24 protein-coding genes and 1 other RNA gene are annotated in these 22,933 nt (G+C 48.4%); 6 read left to right on the forward strand and 19 right to left on the reverse strand.

All coding sequences use genetic code 11. The features are described 5' to 3' along the window. Window positions 1-96: 96 nt before the first annotated feature. The 3 genes from SGLY_RS15355 to metA form a co-directional block, all read right to left on the reverse strand. On the reverse strand, window positions 97-669 hold the full coding sequence (locus SGLY_RS15355; protein ID WP_013626103.1) for a flavin reductase family protein: 573 nt from the start codon (window positions 667-669) through the stop codon (window positions 97-99). Window positions 670-745: 76 nt separating this feature from the next. Beyond that, window positions 746-1,822, reverse strand: coding sequence for a [FeFe] hydrogenase H-cluster radical SAM maturase HydE (hydE, locus tag SGLY_RS15360; protein WP_013626104.1), 1,077 nt, complete (start codon window positions 1,820-1,822; stop codon window positions 746-748). An 18-nt stretch (window positions 1,823-1,840) separates the two neighbouring features. Next, the gene (gene metA / locus SGLY_RS15365; RefSeq protein WP_013626105.1) at window positions 1,841-2,758 is read right to left on the reverse strand and encodes a homoserine O-acetyltransferase MetA; all 918 of its coding nucleotides are present in this window, start codon (window positions 2,756-2,758) and stop codon (window positions 1,841-1,843) included. Window positions 2,759-2,870: 112 nt separating this feature from the next. On the opposite strand from metA, the gene SGLY_RS15370 reads away from it, so the two are divergent. Together SGLY_RS15370 and ssrS are read left to right on the forward strand one after the other, a co-directional pair. Continuing rightward, window positions 2,871-3,872 carry a hypothetical protein gene (locus SGLY_RS15370; RefSeq protein ID WP_013626106.1) on the forward strand — a complete coding sequence of 334 codons (1,002 nt, stop codon included), beginning with the start codon at window positions 2,871-2,873 and terminating at the stop codon, window positions 3,870-3,872. Window positions 3,873-3,899: 27 nt separating this feature from the next. Further along, window positions 3,900-4,080, forward strand: a non-coding RNA gene (gene ssrS, locus SGLY_RS17680) — 6S RNA. Window positions 4,081-4,087: 7 nt separating this feature from the next. Here the strand turns inward: ssrS and SGLY_RS15375 are convergent. Beyond that, window positions 4,088-4,639 carry a PaaI family thioesterase gene (locus SGLY_RS15375; protein ID WP_013626107.1) on the reverse strand — a complete coding sequence of 184 codons (552 nt, stop codon included), beginning with the start codon at window positions 4,637-4,639 and terminating at the stop codon, window positions 4,088-4,090. A 256-nt stretch (window positions 4,640-4,895) separates the two neighbouring features. Here SGLY_RS15375 and SGLY_RS15380 point away from each other — a divergent pair, with 256 nt between their 5' ends. From SGLY_RS15380 to SGLY_RS15395, 4 genes are all read left to right on the forward strand, one after another. Further along, window positions 4,896-5,864, forward strand: a complete 969-nt coding sequence (locus tag SGLY_RS15380; RefSeq protein ID WP_013626108.1) for a phosphodiester glycosidase family protein — start codon at window positions 4,896-4,898, stop codon at window positions 5,862-5,864. A 9-nt stretch (window positions 5,865-5,873) separates the two neighbouring features. Then, window positions 5,874-6,857, forward strand: a complete 984-nt coding sequence (locus SGLY_RS15385) for a hypothetical protein (RefSeq protein ID WP_013626109.1) — start codon at window positions 5,874-5,876, stop codon at window positions 6,855-6,857. A gap of 221 nt (window positions 6,858-7,078) precedes the next feature. After that, on the forward strand, window positions 7,079-9,346 hold the full coding sequence (locus tag SGLY_RS15390; protein WP_013626110.1) for a HelD family protein: 2,268 nt from the start codon (window positions 7,079-7,081) through the stop codon (window positions 9,344-9,346). A 49-nt stretch (window positions 9,347-9,395) separates the two neighbouring features. Beyond that, window positions 9,396-10,076 carry a LysM peptidoglycan-binding domain-containing protein gene (locus SGLY_RS15395; RefSeq protein WP_013626111.1) on the forward strand — a complete coding sequence of 227 codons (681 nt, stop codon included), beginning with the start codon at window positions 9,396-9,398 and terminating at the stop codon, window positions 10,074-10,076. Here SGLY_RS15395 and SGLY_RS15400 read toward each other — a convergent pair. The 15 genes from SGLY_RS15400 to SGLY_RS15470 form a co-directional block, all read right to left on the reverse strand. After that, a complete protein-coding gene (locus SGLY_RS15400) occupies window positions 10,052-10,297 on the reverse strand; it encodes a GIY-YIG nuclease family protein (protein ID WP_013626112.1) in 246 nt (81 codons plus the stop codon). The two genes, SGLY_RS15395 and SGLY_RS15400, sit on opposite strands and share 25 nt — an antisense overlap. A 29-nt stretch (window positions 10,298-10,326) precedes the next feature. After that, window positions 10,327-11,529: a GGDEF domain-containing protein gene (locus SGLY_RS15405; protein WP_013626113.1), complete on the reverse strand. Its 1,203-nt coding sequence runs from the start codon at window positions 11,527-11,529 to the stop codon at window positions 10,327-10,329. Next, complete coding sequence (locus SGLY_RS15410; RefSeq protein WP_013626114.1) at window positions 11,517-11,951, reverse strand: MOSC domain-containing protein; 435 nt, start codon at window positions 11,949-11,951, stop codon at window positions 11,517-11,519. Before SGLY_RS15410 ends, SGLY_RS15405 begins: the two co-directional genes overlap by 13 nt. Before the next feature lie 13 nt (window positions 11,952-11,964). Beyond that, on the reverse strand, window positions 11,965-12,462 hold the full coding sequence (mobB, locus tag SGLY_RS15415; RefSeq protein WP_013626115.1) for a molybdopterin-guanine dinucleotide biosynthesis protein B: 498 nt from the start codon (window positions 12,460-12,462) through the stop codon (window positions 11,965-11,967). Window positions 12,463-12,490: 28 nt separating this feature from the next. Next, a complete protein-coding gene (locus SGLY_RS15420; RefSeq protein ID WP_013626116.1) occupies window positions 12,491-12,991 on the reverse strand; it encodes a MogA/MoaB family molybdenum cofactor biosynthesis protein in 501 nt (166 codons plus the stop codon). An 18-nt stretch (window positions 12,992-13,009) separates the two neighbouring features. After that, a complete protein-coding gene (gene moaC / locus SGLY_RS15425; protein WP_013626117.1) occupies window positions 13,010-13,486 on the reverse strand; it encodes a cyclic pyranopterin monophosphate synthase MoaC in 477 nt (158 codons plus the stop codon). Between the two features lie 6 nt (window positions 13,487-13,492). Continuing rightward, window positions 13,493-14,449 (reverse strand): GTP 3',8-cyclase MoaA, encoded by a 957-nt coding sequence (gene moaA / locus SGLY_RS15430; RefSeq protein WP_013626118.1) that lies wholly within the window; start codon window positions 14,447-14,449, stop codon window positions 13,493-13,495. A 34-nt stretch (window positions 14,450-14,483) separates the two neighbouring features. Continuing rightward, a complete protein-coding gene (locus SGLY_RS15435; RefSeq protein WP_013626119.1) occupies window positions 14,484-15,509 on the reverse strand; it encodes a molybdopterin-binding protein in 1,026 nt (341 codons plus the stop codon). A 69-nt stretch (window positions 15,510-15,578) separates the two neighbouring features. Beyond that, window positions 15,579-16,796, reverse strand: a complete 1,218-nt coding sequence (locus tag SGLY_RS15440) for a molybdopterin molybdotransferase MoeA (protein ID WP_041445494.1) — start codon at window positions 16,794-16,796, stop codon at window positions 15,579-15,581. A 156-nt stretch (window positions 16,797-16,952) separates the two neighbouring features. Beyond that, window positions 16,953-17,438, reverse strand: a complete 486-nt coding sequence (locus SGLY_RS15445; RefSeq protein ID WP_013626121.1) for a bifunctional (p)ppGpp synthetase/guanosine-3',5'-bis(diphosphate) 3'-pyrophosphohydrolase — start codon at window positions 17,436-17,438, stop codon at window positions 16,953-16,955. A gap of 142 nt (window positions 17,439-17,580) precedes the next feature. After that, on the reverse strand, window positions 17,581-18,816 hold the full coding sequence (locus SGLY_RS15450) for a phenylacetate--CoA ligase family protein (RefSeq protein ID WP_013626122.1): 1,236 nt from the start codon (window positions 18,814-18,816) through the stop codon (window positions 17,581-17,583). Between the two features lie 10 nt (window positions 18,817-18,826). Next, complete coding sequence (locus tag SGLY_RS15455; RefSeq protein ID WP_013626123.1) at window positions 18,827-19,465, reverse strand: indolepyruvate oxidoreductase subunit beta; 639 nt, start codon at window positions 19,463-19,465, stop codon at window positions 18,827-18,829. Continuing rightward, window positions 19,447-21,315: an indolepyruvate ferredoxin oxidoreductase subunit alpha gene (gene iorA, locus SGLY_RS15460; protein ID WP_013626124.1), complete on the reverse strand. Its 1,869-nt coding sequence runs from the start codon at window positions 21,313-21,315 to the stop codon at window positions 19,447-19,449. The genes SGLY_RS15455 and iorA overlap by 19 nt, the downstream gene beginning before the upstream one ends. A gap of 18 nt (window positions 21,316-21,333) precedes the next feature. Next, complete coding sequence (locus tag SGLY_RS15465) at window positions 21,334-22,113, reverse strand: energy-coupling factor transporter transmembrane component T family protein (protein WP_013626125.1); 780 nt, start codon at window positions 22,111-22,113, stop codon at window positions 21,334-21,336. Next, the gene (locus SGLY_RS15470; RefSeq protein ID WP_013626126.1) at window positions 22,110-22,931 is read right to left on the reverse strand and encodes an energy-coupling factor ABC transporter ATP-binding protein; all 822 of its coding nucleotides are present in this window, start codon (window positions 22,929-22,931) and stop codon (window positions 22,110-22,112) included. The genes SGLY_RS15465 and SGLY_RS15470 overlap by 4 nt, the downstream gene beginning before the upstream one ends. Window positions 22,932-22,933 lie beyond the last annotated feature (2 nt).

Below are 22,933 nucleotides of genomic sequence, written 5' to 3' on the forward strand. Positions count from 1 at the left end.
CAGATCAGAAACCGGCCTTACGTTTTTCAATACCATATATCGTTTTCAGATATTGATTACAGTTCAAGCATTGAATCATTCAGCGGTCGCAAGAATTTACTTTTTGAATTTCAGCCCGCTTGTATAGGCTTTCCCAAGGATTTCGCCTACCCCATAATACGTGCTTTCACCGGGAGAGTATAAAAGGGGACTGATTTTTCTCATTTCCGGTTTTCCATTTTCGCCCAGGACATCTTCTTCAGCTTTGACATCAACGACCCGGCCGATAAACTGAATATGTTGTCCTAACTCAACGGTTTGCAAAAGCTTGCACTCCAGAATAAGCGGAAACTCTCCCACATAGGGCGCGTCCACCAGCTCGCTTCTGACCGGGGTCAGCCCGGCAGCCTCAAACTTATCCACTTCTTTGCCTGAGGCAATCCCGAAAAAATCAACTGCTTCCAGATAAGATGCCGAAGGAATACTTACCGTAAAGGCTTCTCTCTCCAGAATACTCTGATATGAATGCCTTGATTTTCTCAAGGAGACTGTTACTGCCGGCGGATCAGAGCAGCACACTCCGGCCCAGGCGGCCGTCATCCCGTTCGCCTTGCCGTTTTGATCATAGGAACCAATGATCCAGGCCGGAGTAGGATAAGCAAAAGTATTTGACCCGATTGACTTCTTCATGTTCACACTCCTTACTGTTTATCGTTTTTTTATGCCATTCTTTGATCACTATATGAGGAAAACTCTGTCAATAAAACTAGTTGCATCCAATCATTTTATCGGGGCTGATTTTTTCCGGAATAAATCTGACATTATCCCCTCTTCCCAAATCAACAATAGAACCGGTGGAATTGATTCTCCGTTCAATGCAGGAACGGCAATGGGCAGGCTCGTCTCCTGTACAAATTTTATTTTCATAGAGATCATATTTTTCTCTGAACAGAGTCGGAGTCAAATTGGGCATAACAACATTTGCTCCGGCCATAAGGGCCTGTTCCCTTCCGGTTGGACTGAGGGTGCCTAAGGCAGTAGTTGCCGGAATTAATGCTTCCGGGACCAACAGACGGGAAAAGGCGACCAAAACCAGGGTATCTTCAACCGTACCGCCCTTTTCTTCTTTTAACGGTGTTTCACTATGAGGAATAAACGGACCGATCCCGATCATTTCAGGCTGAAATTCCTTGAGAAAAAGCAGGTCCTCGGCCAAATGCTCTTCTTTTTGTCCGGGCAGGCCAACCATGAACCCGGCCCCGACCTGATAGCCGATTTGTTTTAACTTCCGAAGAATTCCCATGCGGTCGTCATAGCTCATTCCGGGATGCAGCTTTTCATAGAGCTCCCGTGACGCTGTCTCATGCCTCAGCAGGAAACGGTCCGCCCCGGCCTTGTACAGGGCGTCGTAGGTAGCGATATCCCTTTCGCCAATTGACAAGGTCACAGCGGCATCGGGAAAAAGCTGTTTGATCCTGGTCACCAAGCCAACCAGGATTTCCTTCGTATACCACATGTCCTCTCCGCTTTGCAGAACGAATGTCCGATAACCGAGGTTATACCCATCCTGACAGCATTCGAGAATCTCACTTTCGCTCAGACGGTATCTCTCCGCATTGGCATTCATCCCCCGAATGCCGCAATAAAGGCAATTCCGCCGGCAGTAATTGGAAATCTCGATCAGCCCCCGCATGAAAACCCGGTTACCGTAATACCTGGTCCTGGTTTTGAGGGCCAGGTCGAAAAGCTTTTCTTTTTTCTCCGCGGTCATATTCTTCAACAGCCGGACAATCTCTTCCTTTGTCAGGGAATTGGTTTCATCAAGCTTTTGCAGCAGGTCCATCCTTTCCACCTCTTTTCCTTAAAGTTCATTCAGATTATACGGTGTTTCCTGATACAGATAATAATTGAGCCAGTTCATAAAGAGCAGGTTGGCATGTCCCCGCCAATTGACGACCGGCTGCTTTCGGGGATCATTGCCGGGAAAATAATTTTCAGGTACTTGCACATCCAGTCCCTTCGTCACATCCCTTTCATATTCCTTTTTCAGCGTAAAAGGGTCATACTCAGGATGCCCGGTGACAAAAACCTGACGCCCGTCCTTTTTGGCGATCAGGAATATTCCGGCTTTTTCAGAAGCGGCAAGAATTTCCAGATCGTGATTCTTTTTGATATCCTCAGCCTTTACTTCAGTATACCTGGAATGCGGAGCAAAAAATTCGTCGTCAAATCCTCTTAGAAATTTATTGTTATTCTTATTCACCAAATGGTGCTGATATATTCCGGAGAGCTTTTTTTCCAAGGGGTATTTTTGAATTCCGTAGTGATAATACAATCCTGCCTGGGCACCCCAACAAATATGCATGGTGGAAAAAACATTGCGCTTGCTCCATTCCATAATTTCCTTCAGCTCTTCCCAATAGTCCACCTCTTCAAATTCCAGGTTTTCTACCGGGGCTCCCGTAATAATCAGCCCGTCATACTTCTGGTCTTTGATATTTTCAATACCTGTATAAAAGCGGTCAAGATGCTCGGCCGGAGTGTTGGCCGATTCATGAGTGACCGTATTCAGCAGGGTAATATCGACCTGTAACGGACTATTTCCCAAAAGTCTTAAATACTGGGCTTCCGTAACAAGCTTAGTGGGCATAATATTCAATATCGCAATACGCAAGGGACGAATATCCTGATGGGTGGCCCTGTCCTCATCCATCAGGAAAATATTTTCTTTTTCCAAGATGGCCCTTGCCGGAAGATCATCAGGTATTTTTACCGGCATTTACTTTCACTCCTTGATCAGAACTGTTCTATAAAATATATCATATTTCTAGGGATCAGGGTAGTTTATAAAAAGAGATCAGGCTATAATTTATTGCAAGGGGTGAGGAAAGATGAATCCGTATTCCGGTGAAGAAAACAGCCCTGCAAGAAAAAGCAAAAGAAAAAAATTTATCACGGCAGGTATCCTTGGATTTGCCCTGGCTGTAACAGCGCTGCTTTATACTTATCCTCCCGCGGTTGACCAGATGAACTCCTGGCTCCGGCAATTCAATATCCCTTTCAGGATCGAGCCGTCCGGTCTGCTGATCGGCCGCGGCCTTATCTCAAACAACGGACAGGGAACTCTCCCCCAAATCAACTATCCCCTGTCTCAACAAGCATCTCCCGAAATTACGGTTCACTCCGGGGATATCTTTGTTCAACAGTCCGCTCTTGACAAGGTCTGCTCCCTTATCCAAAAATATTCCCTCTCAACATTAAAAAATTATGCGGGGATCACTCCCCAGGGGGATGTTCATCTCGTTCTTTTTTCGTCGGAAGCGACTTACCGCAATGCCCTCTCCCAGGCCAAGGTCGACCCGGAGGTTCTTGATTCTATTTTAGCGGTAACCAGCGGGCTTACCGTCGGTGATACGGTATGGATCCCCCTCTATCGTCTCAATGACGACATCGATCTCACCAATGACCTGAGCCATGAATTGTTTCATGCTTTTTCCAATATTGAAGGTTACGGCCTTGATCTTCCTGTCTGGGTGAGTGAGGGGATGGCTTGGCGGATTGCCCTTCTTTCCCAGGATATGATCAGTACCGAACAAACCGATTACACCATGAGCTATTATGAAGAAGGTGTTTATGAAGCGGCCAGATCAGGGAAACTCCTTCCTTTAACCGCTACGGATACTGAATTGCTTTCGGCGGGCTACAATGTTCAGTATCAGTATTTTTTAGCCGTTAATGAATTAATTCATACGCATGGTCAGGATACCTTTCTGAATTTTATGCGCAATGTCAAAAAAAGCAATTCCGATCAACAGTTTTCCTCTTCTTTTCAGGAGACCTTTCAAGCCTTTCAGGACAGGTTTACGGCTTCTTTGGAGAAATTTGCCTATTGATTAAGCATTAAAAAATGCTATAATAACATCAACCCACCTCGTTTGTAGGATAATCTAGGTTTTGATCCAACTAATGAAAAGGGAACCTTAAGTGACTTCAGGAGTACGGCAAGCCTTCTCAGGATGGAAGCCGGAAACTGTCGGCCTGGTGCCCACCTGCATGTGCAGGGTCATAAAACTTAGAGTCTTACGGCCAGGCGGGATTATTTCTATCATTACCCAAGGCGCAGGCATGTTTTCATGTCTGTTTTTTGCTCATATTCGATTTCCCGAGGATCATTTTCGGAAATATTGACCTGCCACTCCATCCTGTCTTCACTGTCTTCCTGGAATGAAGGCATCTTATCCAGCGGAACTTTGAGATATTTTGCTGTCGCCGATGCGGCTACTTCGCCGTTTGCCAGAATAATCTCTCCGGTTCCTTCGAAGGTTCTGCTTTTTTCCCGGGTGATCCGCCCGATTACGATTAATTTTTGCCCCAGCGGTACATGTTTTTTATATTTTAAATTTAATTCTACCGTATAACCGAGCATATCTCTGTCCGTCACCATGATGGCCCTGCCGATTGTCTCATCAAGAATCGCCGCGGATATTCCACCGTGTGCAATTCCCGGATAGCTTTGGTGCTCTTCCCTGGGCGTAAAAATCCCGGCGAGCTCTCCGTTGTCCAGCTCATAAAATGAAGCTTTGAGGCCAAAATCATTCTTCACACCACAAACCAGGCACATTCTGCTGTTTTCTTGTTTTCTGAGAACCTTATGCTTCATCACTTTACCTCCGTCAGATTTATCCCCATTCTTATCCTTTTCCAAAGAAATTACAAGGTTTATTTTTACATGATTAAACAGTATTTTACAAAAAACTTGAAAGAACCTTAATCTTTGTATATATTATATAAGGAAAAATATCCTCGATCCGGGAATAAGGCTCCAACCTGATCTTGCTTTTTTGTTTTTTCCACTCTAATATCTTTTTGTCAAACAACTTTCCTTTACCTGAATACAATTATGGGGGTCATGAGAATTGAAAATTGCCAAGGAATTACTCTTTTTTTCCTTATTCCAATTGCTCTTTTGTTCACTTTTAGGCTTCGTTCTGATCATTTACGGTCCTTTTGCCAATATCCGCAGCACCTTTATCACAACTGCCATGACGACCATGCATAACCAGCACCTGGCGACAATCTTTTTTAAACAGGAGCAGGTCGATCAAATCTTAAAGGACACCCAGTTTATTGTGTCGGAAAAAGAGAATACCAGTGATGTTTCCGCAACGAATACCGGAAATAGTATCACAGTTACCGAAGTTGGAGGTAAGTTCAAAGGTTATCTGATGACGATCGACAATCCGGCCCGTGTTAAGGTTGGATCGGGAGAGATTGGCAAAAACGGCCTCATCCTGAGTCAACTCGTAAAGAAATATAATGCCGTAGGCGGGGTCAATGCCGGGGGCTTCAGTGATTTTGCCGGGGCCGGCACAGGTGGGATACCTGATGGAATATGCATAGAAAACTATCAGATAACCTACATTGAAGATTACCTGGCGAAACCTAGCCCTTCAACCGGTAAGTATCCTAAAATGCGAGTTATTGGCTTTAATTCAGATAATATCTTAGTCATCGGAACCTTTGATCTCAATGAAATAAAAGCCGAAGGCTTGCGTGACGCCGTCAGTTTTGGTCCTCCCCTTATCGTCAACGGCAAGCCGATGATCACAAGAGGGGACGGAGGAGCGGGCATTCAGCCCAGAACCGCCATCGGCCAGAAAAAAGACGGAACGGTATTACTGCTTGTTATTGACGGACGCCAGCTGACTACTCTCGGCGCCAGCTACAGAGATTTACAGGATATTTTGCTCGAACACGGGGCATACAACGCCGCCAATCTGGATGGTGGTTCGTCAACCACCATGTATTATAATGGAAGTGTGATCAATCAACCTTGGGATATGTTCGGTGAACGCGCTCTTGCTTCAGCGTTCATCGTCGAATAGGAGAATGACATGTCAAATTTTTTTAAAAGGATTATCCTGTATCTTTCCATCGGGGTCATTCTGACCATGATTCCCCTCTACTATATGAACAACATCCTATTCTCAAGCGCCTCTCCCACAAGCACGGCGGATCAGGAGAATAAGGTCTCCTACAAATTGAAGAGCAGCCTTCCCGCGGCGGCTGCCCACCCCTATTTTCTCTACGATCACCAGCATATTTCTTATGTCGAAAACGGTATCCTGAATATTAAGGACTTGAGCTCAGACGCGGTTGTCAAGCAGCTTCAGGAAGACGACCCCATCATTTATGCCTTTCCTCTCAATGACCGGAATATCATCATCTATTTCACTTATGATGATTCCCAAATAGACATTAAGAATTACAACTTTGATAAGGACGAGAAGGCAGATCAGCTTTCCATCAACGTGAAAAACGTAAGCAAGATCAAGCATGCCAAATATTCCAGTTTGACTAACCTGCTCTATCTTGATGTGGAAACCAGTGTGAACAATAAAACTTCAGACAAGATATACAAGGTAACCATCATGAAGAACCTTTACCCTTTCGCGAACAATGATAATATTGTCGCCATGGAGCTCCTTTCCAACAAGGATCTGCTTATCTATCAGGATGAATTAGGAAATGTGATGATCAACGGCCAGGCTTTCCGCCACGAGAACTATACCAAATTTAAGCTTCTGGGAATTGACGGCAGTGATACTGTTTATCTGGCTCCTGTCAATAACCCCTTAGAGGTGATTATGTTAAAGGACGACAATGTTCTCGGCTCAAAGCAGCTTACCGATGTCAACTATATTTCGACACTGAGTCAGGGAGATCATGTCTACCTCATCTACAAAAATCATGTCCTCGACCTGGTCAGCGGCTCTGATTATCCCATTGACGAAGACATACAGGTGCTTGATCTGTATAACGGCTATCTCTTTTATGAAACAGCCGACCGGCAGTTAAAAGCAGAAAAATTAAGTTAAACGGCCTGCTCAATACAATCAAATCAGCTTCAAAGCTCATTTTCTCATCGCTACCCGAGGAAGCCTCTGCGGCTTCTTTTCCTTTCTTCCGGAGCAGTAATTTCTGATCGATTTGAGTATACTCTATATTATGGTCCCCCTTTGATCAGAACAGGAAATCAAAAGTATCGTGCTGTCACCTTATTGTCGCATGACTCCATGCTTTTAAAAGGATGAGTGTAATGTCTGAATATGAAAAGACCCTTCAGGAAGAAACGGTTTACCTGACCCAAACAATCGACCTGATCAACAAAGTGATTGCTCATGAAACCGGGGAATTGCTGGAGAGCCGCCGCAAACAGTTTCTGACCTCCCGGCGTGAAATGTGGGAGGATACAAATCCGTCCTCTCCGGATTTTGACCGGATCATTGAAACCAGCCAATATCTTGCAGCCATTAATCAGGATACCTTAGGGTATCTTCACACAACGAAACGTCTGGACCGTTATCAACGCTTGATCTCTTCCCCTTATTTCGGCCGTGTCGATTTTACCGAAGACGACTACCCGGAGCGGGAAAGGCTTTATATCGGTTATTGCAGCATCATCGATCCCGACACCCGCGAAGTCTGTGTTTACGATTGGCGGGCCCCTGTTTCCAGCCTGTTTTACAGCGGGGAATCGTCCCGTGCCGCCTACTCCTCCCCTGCCGGTCAGATCCTGGGAACGATTCACTTAAAAAGACAATTCAAGATTGTCGATTCCAAGCTTAAATACTATTTTGACAGTGCTGTCCGCATCACTGACGAAATCCTCCAGGAGGTGCTCAGCCGTACCTCTTCCTCTAAGATGCGCACGATTGTTGAAACCATCCAAAGGGAGCAGGACCTGATCATCCGCGATACAGATTCCGGCTTGCTGCTGGTCCAGGGAATGGCCGGAAGCGGGAAAACCTCCGTTGCCCTACATCGAATTGCGTTTTTGCTTTATGAAGGCTTGATGTCAAAGCTGAGCTCTGAACATGTCCTGATCATTTCCCCCAATGAGTTGTTCAGCAGTTATATTTATGGCGTATTGCCGGAGCTCGGGGAAGAAAATGTCACTCAATTGACTTTCGACGAAATCAGTTCAACTCTTTTGTCTGAGGACATCGCTTTGGAGACCAGAAACGAACAGCTGGAAGCCCTGCTTCTCGGAAAACCGTCCGGAACCCTTTTTCGGCGGGAAGGGGCCTGTTTTAAAGGATCAAAATCCTTTCATACCATCCTGAACAGGCTGCTTAGACATTATGCTCATCAGGTTATTCCTTTTCAGGATGTCTCCTTTGAAAGCAAAGTCCTTGAAAAGCGCGAAATCCTCAAAAGCCGTTTCCTGCATAATCCCACCGCTATCCCTATGGCGAAACAGCTTCTTAAATTAGAAAAAACCATCCTGGAAGAGATTCATCCTTTGCGCAAAAAGAGGCTGGGCAAATTGATGAATATTGTAGAGCGGAGTGAAGGACATGAGTTGGAAATCAAGACCTTCAGCAGGTATCTTTCCCTTATTGAGGCTAAACAATTTGTCAGAAGGCTTCATCAATTTACCCGTATCCACTATCTGGAAATCTATAGACTCTTATTCCGGCAGGAAGGCCTGCTGCGGTTTCTGGCCCAGGGCCTTGAACTGCCGGAGAACATAAACGGAATCATCGCGGAAACGAATGCCGCTCTGACTGCGGGCCAAGCGTATTATGAAGACTGTGCCCCTCTGCTCTACTTGAAAACAAGAGTAGAAGGCATCCGGTCTTACTCAAGGATCAGGCACGCGGTCATTGACGAGGCCCAGGACTATTCGCCGCTGCAATATGAAGTCTTTAACCTTCTCTTTCCGAACGCCCGCTTTACCGTCCTTGGGGATGTCAACCAGTCCCTGGAAAAAAATATTGACGACACTCTTTATGACCAGATCTCCTCAATTCTCCGCAAGCCTAAAACAAGCAAAGTACTTTTAAGCACCGGGTACAGGTCGACAAAAGAGATCAATGCTTTCGCCCGGGAAATTCTCGGCAAGGATGAACAGTTCTCTCTCTTTGACCGCTGCGGCGAGCAGCCTTCAATCAGGCCCGCAGCAAACACCGGGGAAAAAACCCGGGCAATTATCCTGGATATCCGGGATTATGTGAGCAAAGGATTATCCGTGGCTGTTCTCTGTAAAACAATGCGTGACGCCGAAAAAGCCTATTCCCAGTTAAACGAAATTTCCGGAATAAGGCTGATTGGGCCCCAAGAAGAAGAACTGGGCACAGGGCCGCTGATTCTCCCCTCCTATCTCGCTAAAGGCCTGGAGTTCGACGCCGTAATCATTTACAATGCGGACAAAGAAACTTATCAGAGCGAGACTGACCGCCAAATCTTATATGTTGCCTGTACAAGAGCTCTGCATATTCTCAGAGTCTATTATACCGGAGAAGGAAGCCCTTTCCTGCCTCCGCATTCGGCCGGGGGATTTTCGTCCTTCCGGGACCTCTAGTAATTGTTTATCCTCTCCTGTAATAAACATACAGAAAGGGGGTAAAAAAATGAACTATACCGTGCAATCCGGTGATACCATGAACTCTATTTCTCAACGGTACAATTTAGATCTCGACCAGTTAATTGCCGCCAATCCGCACATCAGCAATCCCCATGAAATCCATCCGGGGCAGGAAATCATTGTTCCCTCTTCGGGGAGCCATTCCCGGCATCATCAATACAGGCTTTCCGAACCTTATCCTGAAATCAAAGTGATGGGCGAGAACTTGCACTACGCGGCTCTCCTCCATGAAGATTTTGCCGGAAAGGTCAGTGAAGTCACAGCGGTTATGCAATATACTCATCATCAGCTTGAGCTGGATATGATGCCCGGTCTGCAGGAAGCCGCCGAGCTTTTGGAGGGCATCAGCATCGTGGAGATGAAGCACCTTGAAATGCTGGGAAAAACCATCATCCTGCTGGGAGGAGCACCTCAATACAACAGCAATTTTCAGCTCTGGACCCCTTTGTATGTTTCCTATTGCGACTTTAATCCCGTCCTCCAGATTCAAGAGGATATCCAGGGTGAGTTGGATGCGATTGCCCAATACCATCATCACATCCGGATGATTGATGATCCGTTTATTCAAGCCCTGCTTGCCAGAATCATCAAGGATGAGGAAGATCATGTCAGACGTTTGACGATCCAGCTCAATAAGCTTGGTCAATGGCACTGTCCAAAAAGGTGAAGCTTGTCTTTTCTGGTTAATTTTTTGATGGAATATTCTCTGCTCATCGCTTCCTCTTTTGTCGGAAATTCTTCAACATGCCTCAGTCTCACCGGAAGCCTTGACTTCGTATACTTGGCCCCTTGCCCGGAGTTGTGCCTGGATATCCTTTTCTCAACATCTTTGGTCCACCCGGTATAAATTGTTCCGTCCCGGCATTCAACCATATAAACATAAAACAATACAACCACCTTGAGCTTTCTGCTTTTGTTTAATTGTTGTCCCCATTTTGATCATTCAGGCTCCTGAAATGGGAGACAATATTTTTCCCCCGCTCCTTGGATTTGTACAATCCGACATCGGCGGCAACAAGCAAATCCCTGACTATTTCGCCATCCTCAGGAAAATGTGCTACTCCTACAGATACCGTTATCCCGGCTTCACTGTCCTCGACCTTTTTCCGAAAACGCTCTGCGGTACAGAGTCCTTCCGCAAGCTTGGTATGGGGCAGGACAATGATGAACTCGTCCCCTCCGTAGCGGCCGATGTGGTCTATGGTCCTACTGTTGTCTTTGGCAATCCCGGCAACCAATTTCAGATACATATCCCCTGCCAGGTGACCTTTGGTGTCATTAATTTTTTTAAAGTCGTCAATATCGAAAAGGAGAACGGTAAAACCATTTTTCTTTTCCCCTTCCGTTAAAGAACGGATGATATTTGTGATCGCCTGTTTATTGAGAATTCCGGTCAGGGAATCGGTCTGAGCCAAATTGATGAGATGCTCATTATGGCGTTCGATCTCAATAACCCTTTTCTGCACTTCAAATTTGACCGTCCTGTCCACATCAAGCAGCTTTTTTTCCGCTTCTTCTAATCTGATGAGCACCGGCCGGTAGATTTTCTGCCAAAAAGTATACATAAACAAAAAAAACGCGGCAAAAATGAGCACAGCTTCCGCTTCAGGGAAATGTGCTCCCAGAAACAGCCCAAACAATTGGCCTGCGCCCAGCAAAGAAAACCCCACGGAAAGTGTGGTCTCTTTTTGGTGAAAAATTTTAGCAAAAATCAGGATATTGCCTACGGCCAAGAATCCGGTAAAACCCGCGAGCAAAAAAAGAGTCCAAGAATAGCCGGAAATGCTCTGAAGGCAGAAGACCGCAAACGGCGAAAGCAGAGCAAGAGAAAGGACTATTCTCAATGTGCTTCCATATTGTCCGCTCTTCTTCCAATACAATCCCAGCGGGAAAAACAAAAATAAGATCAGCAATGCTAAGTGATGCATCTGGAAAATAAAGAATTGCTCGCCCTGGAAAAGAGAAACCACGCCGGTCAGCAGGGGAACGGCAAAAACAACACTCATTATCCTCCAGATGGACTTTTCTTTTTCAATGCCTAAAGAGAACACTAAATTTACGAAAGACATCCCGGAGATCATGAGGGCAAAGGCTAAATTCAGAGGACTCAATGCGAACATCTTATGATTTCATCTCCCGCTTTTACCCATCCCGATCTGATCACCCTGGCAAATATTCCTTCCCGCGGCATCACACAATCGCCAACCAGGTCCTTGATCACACATCCCTGGTGGCATTCTTTGCCGATCTGGGTCACCTCCAGTATGGTTTCTCCTATTTTCAATGTTTCTCCTAGGGGCAGCTCATACAATAGGATTCCTTCTGTCGTCAGATTTTCGGCAAAAATGCCCATCCTGCTGTCCGAACCTTTGAGAATAGTCTTATTGATACTCTCCACACCCAAAAGACTGATCTGTCTGTGCCAGGCTCCCGCGTGGGCATCCTCTTCCAGCCCGTGACCGGCAATCAAATATCCCCGGTCAAGCGGCTGCTTGGGCGTACCTTTTTCCCTGCTTCTGTTTACCGCAACGATTTTGGCCATACTAAATTCCCCATTACTTCAAAAACTTCTCAATTAACATATCGGCAACTTGAACACAGTCCTCCAATGCAAAGACCGGGACTGAAACTGAAAGCTCCCGAACATCGGTAACTACGGCGAGCAGATCCTTTTCCGCCGATACAATTTCTGTCCCTTTGGCCTTCCGGACAATTTCAACCTTTGGTTTTGCCGACTTTTTATATCCTTCAACCAAAATGATATCCACATCTTCAATCATTTCAGTAAGCTGATCCAAGTCTTTCTTGCTGTCTGTCTGCTGAATCAGCGCATATTTATCCGGCCCGATAATCCCCACCGCCTTCGCCCCGGCCTTCGTGAACCTCCAGGTATCCTTACCGGGGATATCCATCTCAAAGCCATGGGTATCGCTCTTTACCGTTCCCACACGGTACCCTCTGCCGCAAAATTGTGCAATCAGCTTTTCCAGGAAAACTGTTTTCCCTGTGCCTGAGTTTTTCGATACGATACATACAACCGGAATATTATCCATGCTGACCTTCCTCTACCCATCCACTCTTTCAATCGTCCTGATTTTCAGCGCAATCTCCTGTCTCACCGCGCAAAATCTGAACCCCATGCTCCAACGCCGGTAAGACAACGTCCAGACATTCGCGTACGGCTTTGGGGCTTCCAGGCAGATTTACGATGATCGTCCCGCCCCTGATCCCGGATACTGCTCTGGACAGCATGGCTCTGGGCGTGATCTTGAGACTTTCGAAGAGGATAGCCTGCACAAGCCCGGGAGCAAGTCTTTCCACCACATCGAGCGTAGCCTCCGGAGTGACGTCTCTTGGCGCGAACCCCGTACCGCCTGTGGTGAATACAACATCAATATTCAAATCGTCGGCATACTCGATCAGCTTTTGGGCTATCTTCTTCCGTTCATCCGGAATAATAGAACAGGCCGCTGTTTCCCAGCCCCTGTTTTGCATGATCTCTTTGATCAGGGGCCCGCTCTGATCTTCTCTTTCGCCGGAGGCCCCCCTGTCGCTTACTGTAAGAATTCCCACCCGGATCATCTGTTTGCACCGCCTTTCTCAGCTTGAGAGATATTCCCCGCTTTTCCCGCCGGATTTGCTCAGAAGCCTGATTTCTCCGATGACCATGTTCTTGCTTGCCGCTTTGCACATATCATAAACAGTCAGAGCGGCAACCGAGACAGCTGTCAGAGCTTCCATTTCCACTCCTGTCTGTCCGCAAGTTTTCACCTCGGCCCGGATCACAATCTTGCTTTCCCGTTCATTGACGGAAAATGACAGATCAATACCGGCAAGCAGGAGGGGATGACACATCGGGATCAGCTCGGAGGCTTTTTTGGCGGCCATGATCCCGGCGATCTGGGCCGCTGCCAGGACATCCCCTTTGGCCAGGGCACGGTCGCGGACCAAGGCCAGCACATCGGGCTCCATCCGTACCTCCCCCTCAGCCGCCGCTACCCTGGAAGTTACGGCTTTGCCGCCCACATCAACCATCTTGGCCCGGCCTTCGGCATTAAAATGCGTAAGTTTGTCCACCTGCTTTTATCCCCCTATCTGGTTCATATTCCGCTTCCCTGGAACAAAGCCTGTTTTCTCAGCGGCGTGATTTTCGGGCTTAGTATAGATCCCTTTCATCAAGAGATTTTTCAGATTCCCGAGATCAGCATTTTTTAAGTCTATTTCCCTGTCTGAATGCAGACAGGGTTTCAGCTTGCCGTCGGATGTTACCCGAATTCTGTTACAGGCCCCGCAAAAATGACTGCTGATCGGGCTGATCAGACCGATCCTCCCTCTGCCTTGAGGGAACCTGTACATTTTGACTACACTGCCATGTTCCTTTCCCGGTAATGGGACCAGTTCCGGAATTTGCCGTAAGACTTCTTTATTGGAGAGATATTTTGCCAAATCCCAGCGGTAAACCTCACCTAAGGGCATCAGCTCAATAAAACGGATCTCCATTTCTTCTGTGAGGGCAAGCCGGGCAAAATCGGCAATCTCCTCGTCGTTAAAACCCTGAATTAACACGACATTGAGCTTGATCGGGGAAAAGCCCTCCGCTTTTGCCGCCTGAATCCCCTCCAGAACATCCGCCAGATTGCCTCCCCTGGTAATCCTGCGGTATTTCTCCTGATTGAGGCTATCCAGACTGATATTGATTCTTTGGAGTCCGGCCTTGCGCAAATTCCGCGCATTTTCCCCGAGCAGGGTTCCATTGGTCGTCAGGCCCAGATCCTCCAGGCCCTTGATTCGCGAGAGCCTGGTTATTAATTGCAGGATTCCTTTGCGGACCAAGGGCTCCCCTCCGGTAAGCCTGATTTTGCGGATTCCAATCTCAACCGCCGCTTTGGAGATATTCTCGATCTCCTCCAAGCTCAGAATATCTTCATGGGCCTTCTTTTTTATCCCTGCCTCAGGCCTACAGTATTTACACCTTAAATTACACAAATCTGTCACCGATATTCTCAGGTAATCGATGTTTCTCCCATAAGCATCAATCATGTCAACCGCGCTCCATCCTGAACATCTCTCTGTTTCACCTGCCCCTGCCAAAATAGCAGTTGGGATAACTGCAGGAAGCACACCCGTTACAGAGCCCGCCTTCACCCATGATCACAAAATCTTCTCTGGTCATTTTTTCGCCGCTGAATATCCTCGGCAGTACAATGTCCAAGAGCGAAGTCCTGCTGAAAATCGCTCCTCCGGGGACTCCGGCCAGGGCAGTATTACCCAGATAGGCCAGCATAAACATGTTCCCCGGCTGAACAGGCGTACCATAGGTGACGACCTCCGCCCCCGAGTCTCTGATCGCTACCGGAGTCAAATCGTCAGGGTCGACCGACATGCCGCCGGTCAGGATGATCAGGTCCGCCCCGGCCTTCAGGAGCTCTTTGATGCTCCGGCTGATCAGGCCGGTATCATCGGGACAATAGGCTTTGCCGATAAGGTCGGCCTCATAATCGGCCAATTTTTCCTCCAGCAAAGGCCCGAACTTATCCTCGATCAGGCCTTCATAGACTTCATTGCCCGTAATCACCAGCCCTGCCTTAAGCTGCCGGTAGGGCTTCACTTCAAAAACAGGTCCTTCTGTCCTGCAAAGCTCTTCCAGTGCCAGAATGCTCTTTTCTTTTATCACCAGAGGAATGATCCGGGCGCCGGCCAGCTTGTCTCCCTGCTTCACGATAAAATAGTCCGGCCTGGCGGCGATCGTTATGTTTTCCATAGAATTAATCCTTTTTAACAAGGAACGGTCGATTCTCAATAATCCCTTGGCCATGGACTTCAGCATAGTCTTGCCTTCACGCGGCTGCTCAAACTCCGTGTTTGGTCCCATTATTGCCCGGGCAATACGCACCGCGGCCTCATCCTCATGGATTTCCCCGGCATTTTCCTCCCAGACGAAAATATGCTCCTTGCCGGCTTTCCGCAATTCGGCGATGTCCTCATTTCTGATCCTGTGTCCGCGGGGATATAACACCCCTTTGAATTGTCCGGGAACGATCCTGGTGATATCGTGGCATAGTTCCATTCCCACCGCATCTTCTACACGAACTTTTTTCATTTTTGGCCCTCCGAATATCCAAGCAACCGGGTAAAATCATGTCTGCGATTTTACCTGATCATCAATTGATTATTTTAATAACAGGGCTTCCAGTTTCTCTCCCGCTTTAAGCGGCCCGCTTCCGGCGGGGATCTCGGCCAGCAGATCACACTCAATCAAAGAGCTCAGCACATCATTGCCCTGCCCTCCTGTAAACTCCATTAAGGCCGTTCCCTTCTCCCAAACCAGCCGGCCCCGCAAATACCTCCGGCGGGGGCTGTTCTTGCGGAAATCTTCTTTAAGAAGGACTTCAATCCGCTGCCAAAGGTATTCGGCTCTGCCGGCAAGCTTCTTGATCAAAGGACTTGCCAGCAGCTGAAAAACCACCATGCCCGCCGCGGGGTTACCCGAAAGACCCAGGATGAGCTTTCCATCCTTGAGCGCCGCCAGGGTCGGCGATCCGGGCTTCATATCGATCCGCCAGAATAGAACTTCCGCCCCTGCCAAGCGTACCGCATCCTGCACCACATCATAATCGCCGACAGATACCCCTCCTGTCGTCATCACCACATCCGCCTCAGCCAGTCCTCTTTTCATCAGCACGGCAACCTCCTCAGCCTTATCCCCGGCCGTACCGATGACCAGCGGCTCTCCCCCCAGTTCGGAAATATAGGCCGCCAGGCTGTAGCTGTTGCTGTTGCGGATCTTGCCTTTTTCCAGCTCTTCTCCCAAATCCTGAAGTTCCTCACCTGTGCTTACGACAGCAACCCTCGGTCTTCTGAAAACGCTGATCTCACTGATCCCCAGGGCCGCCAGAAGACCGATCAGGGGCGGGTTGACGACCGAGCCTTTACGGGCGACAATCTGACCTTTCATGACATCTTCTCCTGCCCGGACAATATTCTGGCCGGAACGGAAAGCCTGAAAAAGAGATACCGTATTCCCTTTTTCCAAAGTCTCTTCATATTTGACCACTGCATCCGCTCCCTCAGGTATGGGTGCCCCGGTCATTACTTTTATTGTTTTTCCCGCGGAAACAGCTTTGGAAGGCGTATACCCCGCAGGGACCTCTTCAATGACCTCCAGGATTAACGGATTATCTTCACCTGCCCGGAGTGTGTCTGCGGCCCTGAAGGCATAGCCATCCAGAGGAGAACGGTCAAATTGGGGAATATCCTCCCCCGCCCGGATATCCTCATCAAGGACTCTCCCCAAAGAATCGGGCAGCGCAACCCTCTCCTGGCCGCCGGCCGGACAATTCCCCAGCAGGAACTGCAACGCTTTCTCTGCCGAAACATTTGTTTCCATAAAACCTCCGTATTTCCGCGCACTCTCAACGGTAAGAACAGAAAATCCCCGCCCTTTGCAAGACAAGGATAAAAACATACCGAAGTAAGCACCGATCAAATTAACCCGGACCTTGTATGCCATGGAACCGCTCTTTATCCTATGGTCCGGAGATCTTCATTTATTCTGGGCTTTTTCCTCTTCTTTCTTTTCGCTTTCCCCCTGAGTATCCTTAGCAAGGATCGCTTCTAGCTGATTATAAGCATTAATATATTTTTCCAGTCTCTTGATGTCTTTCTCGGATAAGCTTGCGCTTTTATTGATGATCGCAATATTGTCTTTGATATCCGCAAGCTTAATCCTGATAATATCTTCCTTATGTAAAGCAATCCTGTCGATATAATCCTCATAACTCATTTCTTTAGGCTTGGTTAAGCTTTCGATCCCTTTGACCACTTTTTTGGAAAATCCGTAGTCATACAATTCTTCCGGCAGGCAATCGGTATGTTCAAGAACATCGTGCAGAAGGGCAATGATCTTTTTCTCCGGAGTATCCATCGCGAGCATCACTCTCAGAGAATGAAAAATGTAAGGCTCCCCTCCCCTGTTTTTTTCGCCTTTGTGCATCCTGCTGGCAAAAATAAGCGCCTTCTCAATTCTCAAGTGAATCACTCCTATCCCCTTGGTTATTGAATGATACAGTTTTACCCGTTATTCTATTATATCATAATTTTCGGACATTTTTAGCCCAACCTGAAACTCAGCCAGGGGAATAGAAACGCCCTGCGCTCAGCCTTCCCGCCGTTCAGTCCTTCCTGTTATCCAAAACCCGCTTTGTTTTCTTTTCACTTCTCGGCAATTGACCGATTTCCAGAATTTCTACGTCTGCCTGAATCCCGATTTTCCGTTTAAAGGCCGACCTGACCACATTCTGAACCATGCCTTGATCACTGCCGCTTTCGCTTTCGAGGCGCAGGATCACTCTGTCCCGGCCTTTCTCATGGTTAATTTCCAACTGGTATTCACTGCTTGCTTCGGGAATTGTCCGCAGGAATTCATCAATCTGGGCCGGGAAGATGTTGACCCCCTTGACCTTGACCATATCATCCGAGCGCCCAATCATGATGTCATGACGGGGATACGGGCTTCCGCACGGGCATTGACCGGGGATTAATCTGGTGATATCCCTGGTCCGGAAACGGACTAAGGGAGCGGCCTCTTTTCTTAAGGTCGTAATGACCAGTTCCCCATACTGTCCGTGGGGCAAAATCCTGCCGGTCTCCGGATCAATGACCTCAAAATAAAGAAAATCGTCCCAGTAATGAAGCCCGCTATGCTGTCCGCAATCGATCGAAATCCCCGGTCCGTAAATCTCTGTCAGACCGTAGATGTCAAATACCTCAATATTCAATTCTCGGCTGATTCTGCCGCGCATCTTGGCGCTCCACCGTTCCGAGCCGAAAATCCCCCTGCGCAGGCGAATCTGATCCCCGATCCCTCTTTTGGCCACTTCTTCGGCGATCAAAAGAGCATAAGAAGATGTCGCCGTCAAAACCGTAGTCTTCAAGTCCATCATGATCTGCAGCTGTTTGTCCGTATTGCCGGGGCCTGTGGGAACAGCCATCGCTCCCAGGAGTTCGGCGCCTGCCTGAAACCCGATGCCCGCAGTCCAAAGACCATATCCGGGTGTGATTTGAACGCGGTCCGATTGGGTTACCCCCGCAAATTCATAGCATCTCTTCATCATTTCCGCCCAATCAGCCACATCCTGAGCTGAGTAAGGAATCACAACAGGGATCCCTGTCGTCCCCGAGGAAGAATGGATTCTGACCACCTTCTCCTCCGGTACGGCCCGGAGCCCCAGCGGATATGCCTCTCTCAGCTCTTCCTTCGTTGTGAAGGGGATCCCTTCAAAGTCTTCCGCAGTTCTGATCTCCTGACTCCGAACCCCGTGTTTTTGAAATTTATCCCGATAAAAGGGACTATCCTTTTCCACCCGCTCAATTAATTTCCGAAGCGCAGAAAATGTTTGCTCATCCATTCTTTTCCCCTCAGTTCATCCGCTTATATTCATAGCCTCCGGCTAAAGCTTTCAAATTCAATTCCACATACTTGCCGGGCAGATGGCTTTTGATACACTCTTCCACCGTTTCAATGCTGAACGGCAGCCATCCCGCCCCTAAAGCCACTCCCAGAAGCACCGTATTCAACGCTTTGGAAGATCCCGCTTCCGCCGCGATTTTATCCCCATCCACAAATACCGTGTCCGGAACATGAAAAGTAATATAAGAATACAACTTTTCCAGCTCCGCACCTGAACAAGGATATGAAGAAAAAGCCGAACGGATCAAGCGGGTATTGACGATGCATTTTCCGTCCTTCGCCAGCAATAGGATGTTCTTACCGGTCTCAACCGGCTCAAAACCAATGAGCAGGTCGGCCTTACCCGCGGGAATGATCGCTGATCCGCTGCGATCACCGATACGGACATGGCTGGTGACTGCTCCCCCTCTTTGAGCCATCCCAATGGTTTCCGCCGTTCTGGCCAGGTATCCGGAATTCATCGCGGCCGAGGCCAAAAGCCTGGACGCGAGGACGGTCCCCTGACCTCCTACACCCGTGATCAAGACATTGAACCTCTCTTCAGCAGACCGCCCGTCTGTTTTCATTCTTAATTCCTGTTTTGGCATGAACCTTCCTCCCCGCGCTCTGTCCTGACTTTTATGGCCCGCAAAGCACATATTTGTGCACAAAGCCCGCAGCCCGCACATATGGCCTGATCAATCGCAATCCCTTCCTGATCCTGCACAAGTGCCGGACAGCCTGTTTCCCGCAGACATTTTCCGCAGGTTGTACAAACCTTGCGGTCTACCTCCACAATCCAGCGGTCTTTGACCATTGCTATACATGGTGAGCGATAAACCACAGCGGAAGGACCGGCATACTGTACAGCCTCTTTGGCTGCCGCAAGCGCTTGCGGCAAATCCAGAGGATCGGCGGTGAACACCGCTTCCATCCCGCAGGCTTTCAGCAGGGCGGGAATATCTATCCGGAAGGACGAGCCTTTCATCATCGTTTTTCCCAGGCCGGGATGGGGCTGATGCCCGGTCATGGCCGTGGTACTGTTGTCGAGGACAATAACCGTGATATCCGCCCGGTTGTATACCGCATTGATCACTCCCGTCAGACCGGAATGAAAAAAGGTGGAGTCCCCAATAAAGGCAACATGTTTTTTATCCGGCTGAATGTGATAGAGGCCCTGGGCTATCGTGATTCCCGCCCCCATGCATAAACAGGTGTCAACAGCGTCTAACGGTTTGGTATTGCCCAGAGTATAACAGCCAATATCCCCTGTAAAAACCGTATCTGTTCTGTTCACTGCTTTGGTCACGGCATAAAAGGAAGCCCTGTGCGGACAGCCGGCACATAAAACGGGAGGCCTGCCTGGAAAAGAAATTGCCGGACTACCGGCCCTTTCAGCAGTCCGGTGATTGATCCCCGTCTGATCCGGTTGGCCGGCTTTTGCCGTCAGCTCCTCCAAGGCTTTCTTGATGATTTCATAGCTTAATTCTCCGGCCACAGGCAAATGACCGCTTTTTTTGCCGAATAAAGCCGGCCTCCTGTCCAGAGCGGCAGAGGCCTTCAATATCGCTTCCTCAAGAACACCGTCCAGTTCTTCAACCGCGATCACCGTATCCAGACCGGCCATAAATTCCAGGGCGATTGCTTCAGGAAACGGATAAGGGGTCCCTATTTTCAGGACTTTCATTTCCAAATCCAGGTCTGCTATTACCTCGGCAACAAGATTGTAAGAATTCCCCCCGGTAATCACTCCCGTCGTACCGCTCCCAGAAAGGTGATTAAATGGGAAGTGGGCAAAATCTCCGGCTAATTTCAGCTGGACTTCCTCAATATAAAGATGTTTGCGGTAAGCAAGAGGCGGAAAAATGACCCATTCCGGGCCTTTGACAAACCCCCCGGGATGATGCTTTACCCTGGCAGCCATCAAATCATCCGGAACCTCCAAAACCGCGCAGGCATGGCAAACTCTGGTGGCAAGCCTGAGGATTACCGGCATCTTAATTTCCTCAGAAAGCCGGAAGGCTTCCTGTACCATCAAGAAGCCCTCTTCCGGTGTCGAAGGATCAAAGACAGGCAGGTTGGCAAACTTGCCGTAATGCCTGGTATCCTGTTCCGTCTGGGAGGAAATCGGCCCGGGGTCATCGGCAACGGCAATGACCAGCCCTCCGTTTACGCCGACATAGGACAGGCTCATCAACGGGTCTGAGGCGACATTCAAGCCCACCTGCTTCATCGTCACCAATACTCTGCCTCCGGCATAAGAGGCTCCGGCTCCGACTTCCATCGCCACCTTTTCATTGACCGACCACTCAACATAAATGTCCCCGGTATTCAACCGGGCTATCGTTTCCAGTATCTCTGTCGATGGAGTGCCCGGATAACCGGATACCAGATTGACTCCGGCCATAATGGCGCCTATCCCCACCGCTTCATTGCCCATGAGCAAGTTCTTAGACATCAGATCCTCCTGCATCGATCAAACAAATTTATTCCCAACCATTGCCCCAATCAGAACAAAAGTCAGTATGACGGCAGCATAATCCCCGGGCCCCGGCTTTATCACTCTGTAATTTGTCCGGTTTGCCCGGCTGAAACCCCTGATCTCCATGGAGACCGCTCTTGTTTGCACCCGCCGTACAGCCATGACCAGAAGGGGAACAGCCAGTGAAGCAATGATTGGAATTTTTTTAAATATATTTTTGGTGTCACTGTCATAACCGCGGGCCGTCTGGGCTTTCATAATTCTCTGCATCTCGCTCAGATAGGCCGGTATAAACTGAATTGCGGTCAAAAACATAAAAACATAGCTATACGGAAGCTTAAGGTTCCCGGTCAGCGTGGAAGCCAAATCGGACATTCGTGTCGTCATCATCAGAAGGGGAATCGTGGAAACCGTGATCACCATCCGTAAGGCCATAATCGCCGATAACCGCAAGCCTTCATCTGTAATCCGGCCGATCCCGGCAAACGGAAGGACATAAAAAAGGGTATTGCCTTCCGTGACAAAAAACACCTGACAAATGATTAGTATAACAGAAAGAATCAAAAGACCAAACAATACCCTGGTCATTCTGGAGAAAAGGCCGGAAAAAGCGGCCGCGGCGACAACTGCGCCCAGCGCGGAAAGCAGAAAAGGGATATTATTCTCCATAAAGCAGACGACCAAAGCCGCCAGTGTCAAAAATATTTTGGTTAATGGGTGCAGTCTGTGCAAAAATGAATTCCCCGGAACATAATCAGTAAAAATATCAATCACACCCCCAGCTTCTTCCGCATCGCTTCAAATAATTCTTCAACAGACCAGCCTTGAATATCCAGGCCCCTCTCCTTTAAGAAATGAGCCAATTGAAAAATTCCCGGCGACAAGAGTCCGGCCTCCTCCAGGATTTCCCCGTTTCTGAGAACAGAATGCACCGGGCCGTCGGCCAGAATACTGCCTGCTTTAAGCACCAGCACTCTCCGGGCGTATTTCAAGACCATATTCATATCATGAGTAATCATGATAATTGTTGTTCCCTGCCGGTTGCACCGGTCGATAATCTCCATAATCTCCCGGCTTTCACTGAAATCCAACCCTGTCGTCGGCTCATCCAGAATCATAATTTCCGGATTCATTGCCAGGACCGAAGCAAAGGCCAGCCTCTGTCTGTCTCCCCTGCTCAGCGCAAAGGGATTTTCCTCCAGCTTGTCACTCAAGCCTACTGTCCGGGCCACCGACTTTGCTTTTTTCTCAGCCTCGGCCGGGGACAGCCCGGAGTTCTTCGGACCTGCCATGATTTCCTGAATAACGGTGATATTAAAAATCTGGTGGTCAGGATTCTGAAATAAAAATCCAATATGCTTGGCCATCATGCTGGTACGGGTCACAGCCGGATCCAAGCCTGTCACGGAAACCTTGCCCCGTTCCGGTTTGAGCAAGCCGTTAAGATGCTGGATCAAAGAGGATTTTCCGGCCCCATTATGCCCGACCAGGGCAATGAACTCCCCGGACTCAATCTTAAAGCTGATCTTATTCAGGATTTTCTTGCCGTCAGCTACGGTGAAATCCAATCCTTCAACATTGATTACACCCATTG

This window comes from Syntrophobotulus glycolicus DSM 8271, from assembly GCF_000190635.1.
Classification (GTDB): Bacteria; Bacillota; Desulfitobacteriia; order Desulfitobacteriales; family Syntrophobotulaceae; genus Syntrophobotulus; species Syntrophobotulus glycolicus.